Raw genomic sequence first — 6032 nt, forward strand, 5'->3', positions numbered from 1 at the left:
GCGGGAAAGTGGCGAGAAGGTCAGTTTTTGAGGTACCATTTTGGATAGCGGTTGTTGGTGTTGATTGATGGTGTAAGGTCCTGAAATTTTAACACTTTCAGCCGCTTTCTTTTATCCCCTCATGAGAAATTCGGGCTAGACTGCCCCTTGATTCACAACAGATAATAGATCACCTGCTCAATGGGGGCAGGGGGCTTCTGGGCACACCAATTAATCATGGTTGGTGCCGATAACATGCTGGAGAATATTTTGATTAGTTGCCCCAAGTGTGAAGGGGTGTGAGTATGGTGCTACTATGATTTCCCTGATGATTGACCTAAAGGAGAAGCTCATGAAATGTCCAGTATGCGAGAGTGTTGATCTGACGATGGCCGATCGACAAGGTGTGGAAATTGATTATTGCCCCAAATGCCGGGGCGTGTGGCTGGACCGGGGGGAGCTGGACAAGATCATCGAGCGTAGTGCCGTAGAACTGGCGCCGCCACCACGTCGCGAGCCAGAACCCCGAGGCTATGACAAGCACGGCGGTTACGGCAAGCATGGAGGCCATGGCAAACATGGGTATCGCCGCAAGTCCTGGTTGTCGGAAATTTTTGATTAGACAGGTTTGTTCAGGCGGCGCAACTCGGGTGGACATGGGCCTGCCTGGTGTCACCGCGGCGCAGGATCCTTACGTCTGGACTTTGACCTGGGGCCTTGACGCGCACCGCGGTCATCTGGTGGTCAAGGATGCGATACGTTGTGTTGGCGGAGGTGAACGTCACCCTTAGAGGAAGCAAATCATGGGACATCATCTTTTCCGGCGACCCAAACACAGACGGTATCGCGACATGGGTGGGTATTATGAGGGCGATGACCATTCCGGCTATCGCGAACGCAGAGCCCTGCCGGTGCTGAATATTCCGACCTCGGTCATCGTGGCCGGGCTGGTCATATGGTCTGCGCTTTCGCTCGGCGCTTGGTGGCTGGTCGATCCGGTCCTCTCCTGGATCTCCGGTGCAGCCGGGCCACTGGCCGATACCGGAGCGGGGCTTGCGAAGTGGTTTGGCCTTGGGGAGGAAGCCACGGCTTTACGTGATGCGGCCAATATTGAGGGGCTGCTCGGCTGGGCGGGTGGATCGATTCATTTTCTTGTCAAGACGGTCGTTCTGCTGGTTTGGGTTGCAGGGCTGATCGCGCTGATTGCAATACCCGCTGTCCTGCGACGAGGACAACGGCGACAGTAGTGCCCGAAGACTGATCGGAACCACCTTGCGCATGACATCCGAACCTCCGGTCATGACCGGACCGCTTCTCTTTCTCGACCATGTCGAGAAATATGTGTTACGGCTCTCTGTCCTTTTCATTGCGGACAATGGCGAGTGCCCGGAGCCAATCGAAACGGTCCACGGCGTACATACAGCGGAAATCCTCGCGGAATACGATCATATGACCGTTTGGCGAGCACGCTTCGACCTGCCCGCAAACCGCTCGTCCTGTTATGCCTGGAACGGCCAAAGTTACTCCTTGGCAAGTGATTTTCGAGGCGATATACGGATCGCCTATGTGTCCTGCAACGGCGAGCAAATCGGCGATCTGGAGCGCGAAGGGTCCGAGCGCAATGCGATGTGGGCACGCCTGACAGAAGATCACCGGAACGCGCCGTTTTCCCTGCTGCTGCACGGTGGCGATCAGGTCTATGCTGACCAAGTCACCGAGGGTCACCCCCTGAGCGAGGACTGGCCCGAACATATCCCCAAGGATCCTTCGCGCGCCGATCTTGCCGATTTGCGCCATTATTTGCGCGAACGCTTCCTGGAGCGCTACGTGGCGCTTTATCGTGCGCCGGAATTTGTCTGGATCGCCGCGCGCGTGCCGTCTCTCATGCAGTGGGACGACCACGATATTTGCGATGGCTGGGGATCGCTACCGGGGTCGAAGACCGACACACCGGTCGGCCAAATCCTGTTTGATGTTGCCCGCGAGAGTTTTTTGACCTTTCAGCATGCCGCAGTAGATGGTGATCTGCCTGAACGGTTCCACGATCCTGCCGGGCTGCATCTGGGCTGGAGTGTTCGCACAGCCGGTCTGCGCCTCCTTGCACCTGATATGAGGTCGGAGCGTACGCGCCACGAGGTAATGGGGGACGGCGGCTGGAAGATGATTCGAGCTGAGGCCTCGACCCCGGTGCAGGGTCACACGTTCCTGATGTCCAGCGTGCCGTTGCTGGGTCCACGCCTGTCGGTGCTTGAGGCTCTGATGGTCGCCATCCCCAAAATGCAGAAATACGAGGACGATCTGCGCGATCAGTGGCAAAGCCGCGCTCACCGTGACGAATGGTGCGATATGCTTCGGGTGATCCGGGACATGGCGCTTGCCAACGGCCATGATGTCACGGTGCTTTCGGGGGAAATCCACCTGGCGACGCGTGCCACGATGAAGCTCGGCGCCGGTCGCTGGTTACACCAGCTGGTTGCCTCGGGCATTGCGCATCGCGCCCCGCCAAGGGTGTGGGCACGAATTCTGGGGGCCCTTGCACAATTTGGTGAATCGCCGCTCAAGGCGTGTCCGATCCGAATCCCATGTATCCCCGGTCAGAAGTCGCGCTATATTGCGGAACGCAACTATCTGGTGCTTGAGCGGCGTTCAGATATATGGCGCGCCCGTTGGGCTCTGGAAGAGAGCGGGATAACACCGCCCCTTATTCTGTGATAATAATCTTCACACATGTATGTAAGGCCGCTAGCGCGGTCGTCGGAGTTTGCGCAGCCGATGATCCAGCACCAATGACCTGTAAATTGTGTGTTATTACCTGCCTTTTTCAATCCGTCATTCACGTCAAGCAGAAGCTCGAACAAATGAACACGCCTTGTATCCCCATCCAGGAAGAGTGGTCCGAGAGTTTGTTCGATCCACTTCATTGGGAGCTTCCTGCAACGGCTTCCTGTTGTCTGGTTGATTACACCGACATTTCCGCATTGGATACCCTACCCACGGGTGTAACAGGTGGAGCAAAACGAAATGCGAGCAAGCGCAGTGCGTTGAACACGACGACAATAGTCGACCCTTCGTGAACCGCCACCGCAGGTCCAATCCCAAGACCGAGAATCGTCGCGGGAACCAGCAAGGCAACAACGCCCAGGCTGAACCACAGGTTCTGTCGAATGATTGAGCTCGTCGACCGGCTCAACGCCACGGCGAAGGGCAAATGGTTCAGGTTATCCGCCATCAGAGCCACATCGGCGGTTTCCAGCGCGACATCCGAGCCCGCCGCGCCCATGGCAATGCCGACTGTGGCGTTCGCCATCGCGGGAGCGTCGTTGACGCCGTCGCCAACCATCGCTACTTTAGCCTCTGCGCGCAGTTTTTTGATCGTCTCCACCTTATCATCGGGCATCAGATCACCGCGTGCCTCGTCAAGGCCGACAGCCCGCGCGACAGCGTCCGCGACCTGCTGATTGTCGCCAGAGATCATGATCATCCGGCGAATGCCGATCGTGCGCAGCGTCTCTATCACCGCCGGTGCCGCTTCGCGCGGCGTATCCATCAGCCCAATCACGCCAAGATATCGGTCGCCTTGGCGAACAACCATCGTGGTGCGGCCGTTCGCTTCCAATGCTTCTATTTGGATCTTCAGAGAAGGAGGAATGGCAGGGCCGCCAATCTCCGCGAACAGGTCATCCTTACCGATGTAGGTTGTCTCGCCCTCGACGTCTGCCACGACCCCGCGGCCCGTAATGCTGCGCAGGTTCAATGACTCGGCGGCAGGCGTATCGCCCAGGCGTTCGCGTCCACCCCTGACAACGGCAGCGGCGAGGGGATGGTCGCTCAACATCTCGACCCCAACCGCCACCCGCAGAAGCTCCTCTTCCGCTACGTCATCGGCCGTCACCACATCGACGAGCTTCGGCTTGCCTTCTGTCAGTGTGCCGGTCTTGTCGAAGGCGATGGCCGTCAGCCGCCCCAGATTTTCGAGCGGGGCACCGCCTTTGATCAGAACACCGCCACGGGCGGCGCGTGCGACCCCGCTGAGAACCGCGCTTGGCGTCGCGATCGCAAGCGCACAGGGGCTTGCCGCTACCAGTACAGCCATGGCGCGATAGAAGGTGTCGCTGAAAGGTTCGTCGACGACGAAGCCCGCAAACAAAAGCGCAACGGCAAGAACCAGAACCGCCGGTACAAAGATGCGTTCGAACCGGTCGGTCAGGCGCTGGGTGGGCGATTGGTTGGTTTCGGCCTCGTTCACCATCTTGACGACGCGGGCGAGGGTCGAATCCGCCGATGTGCGCGTGACTTGAATTTCCAACGCACTGCCGCCGTTGATCGTACCGGCAAAGACACGGTTTTCGGCATCCACGAGGTCGGGTTTTTCCGCGGCAACGGTCGCATCCCCGACGGGTGATTTGTCCACCGGCACGCTCTCGCCTGTGATCGGTGCTTGATTGACGCTGCTTTCACCCTTGATGACGAACCCGTCCGCGGCCAGACGCTCGTTCGGCTTCACCAGCACGATGTCACCGACCCGCAAAGCATCGACGGCGATCTCTTCGACCTTGGCATCCCGGCGCACGGTGGCGGTTTTGGGCGCCAGGGCGCCAAGCGCTTCGATGGCCCGCTTGGCGCGACCCATGGCATAGCCTTCCAGCGCATGGCCAAGACTGAAGAGGAGCAGCAACAATGCGCCCTCGGCCCATTCACCAAGCGCTGCCGCGCCCGCCGCCGCCACCAGCATCAGAAAATCAATCTCGAACCGGCCAGTGCGCACACTGTCAATAGCCTCGCGCAGGGCGTAGTAGCCGCCGAAGAAATAGGCGGGCACGAGGACGAACAGGGGTGCCCATGGCGGCGTCGCCACGAACTTCGGCAAAAGCCAGCCAATCAGCAACAGCGCACCGCACAAGGCCACAAAAATAAGTTCCGTTTGCGCACCAAATATGCCGCCATGCTCATGATCGTGTGCTTCTCCAGTCGGCTCATGCGGTCTGGATTCGTCTTGTACCAGCGACAGTCTCATGTTCTGAAGGGCATTGCGCAGAGTGTTTTCATCAGTTTGCCTTCGATCAAATTCAATCCGCAGCGGCCCCTTGGCATTGGCCTCGGCCTCTACAACCCCCGGGAGACTGCGCAGCTGTGCGCTGACCGCTCTTGCCCGACGTTGATCCGGAATACCTTCAACCTGCCACACGAGGTGCCCGAACTGAGAGGTAATCTCTGCCCCGAACGCCTTGGCGACTTCGCGGACTCGTTCAAGCGAAAGCAATGCGGGGTCGTAATGAATACATAGCTCCATGCCCCCACCGCTTTCTGTATTGCGAACGTGGGCGATAGAGACACCTTCACGAGTTTCCAGGCTCTCGGCTAGCCGCTGTGCACAAGCCCCATGCGCATCCGGCGTGTCGGGAAGGAGGAGCGGGAGGTCAAGGCGAAGTGTTTTTTCCATGGTTGCACATCCTATCTTTTGTTGAAACCAAAACGCGACTGGGATCGGTACCTGGAATATGCTGCGAGACAAACGCAAAGCCGCAGGCACACAACGCTGCTGCCGCGTAGGCTATCATGCTGGCTTCGCGGCGGTGCCATAACCGATCCATTCCGGTCAGCCCGCCCAACACCGTGCTGGCGATTGTTTTGCTCGCAAGCTGCAACTGAAATTTCCAAGCCAACTTCTTTCTCCAGTGTTTTTGTCTTTATCCGTTCAAGTAGGCGTAGATGATATATTCTGCACCGAATTCACTGCTTGTCGCTTCTGCCCGGTGTGTGCGTCAGGTTGACAATACGCGACACCAATCGACATGGAGTACATGGGGCTTATTGCAAGCGCAATGCGAGCTGACGCGTTATTGCCTCCTCTACTGATTTTCTACATGATATCCCTGTGTGATGTGTTCTTGGGCCTCACGGGCATCCAGTTCCCTAGTTGCGGTAGGAATGCCTCTCACGAGGCACCCCCCGCACAGATCCGTACGTGCGGTATTACCGCATACGGCTCCTGCCTCGGGTGACGACGGCGAAACCGCTCGCTGGGCCAGGGGTGGAGGATACGCGGTAGCGGG

At 58.4% G+C, this 6032-nt stretch carries 5 protein-coding genes; 3 read left to right on the forward strand and 2 right to left on the reverse strand.

Annotation, left to right across the window (positions count from 1 at the left end; translation table 11 throughout):
- Positions 1 to 331 precede the first annotated feature (331 nt).
- From AC13DJ_RS00075 to AC13DJ_RS00085, 3 genes are all read left to right on the forward strand, one after another.
- On the forward strand, positions 332 to 601 hold the full coding sequence (locus AC13DJ_RS00075; RefSeq protein WP_172515652.1) for a TFIIB-type zinc ribbon-containing protein: 270 nt from the start codon (positions 332 to 334) through the stop codon (positions 599 to 601).
- 181 nt (positions 602 to 782) lie between these two features.
- Positions 783 to 1226: a hypothetical protein gene (locus tag AC13DJ_RS00080; protein WP_039882014.1), complete on the forward strand. Its 444-nt coding sequence runs from the start codon at positions 783 to 785 to the stop codon at positions 1224 to 1226.
- A 31-nt stretch (positions 1227 to 1257) separates the two neighbouring features.
- Complete coding sequence (locus AC13DJ_RS00085) at positions 1258 to 2691, forward strand: alkaline phosphatase D family protein (protein ID WP_074211047.1); 1434 nt, start codon at positions 1258 to 1260, stop codon at positions 2689 to 2691.
- Between the two features lie 247 nt (positions 2692 to 2938).
- Here AC13DJ_RS00085 and AC13DJ_RS00090 read toward each other — a convergent pair whose 3' ends face one another.
- Together AC13DJ_RS00090 and AC13DJ_RS00095 are read right to left on the reverse strand one after the other, a co-directional pair.
- Positions 2939 to 5419 carry a heavy metal translocating P-type ATPase gene (locus tag AC13DJ_RS00090; RefSeq protein WP_008173696.1) on the reverse strand — a complete coding sequence of 827 codons (2481 nt, stop codon included), beginning with the start codon at positions 5417 to 5419 and terminating at the stop codon, positions 2939 to 2941.
- Positions 5397 to 5642, reverse strand: coding sequence for a hypothetical protein (locus AC13DJ_RS00095; RefSeq protein ID WP_136632012.1), 246 nt, complete (start codon positions 5640 to 5642; stop codon positions 5397 to 5399). Before AC13DJ_RS00095 ends, AC13DJ_RS00090 begins: the two co-directional genes overlap by 23 nt.
- Positions 5643 to 6032: the final 390 nt, after the last annotated feature.

Source organism: Marinobacter sp. L-46, assembly GCF_056859535.1.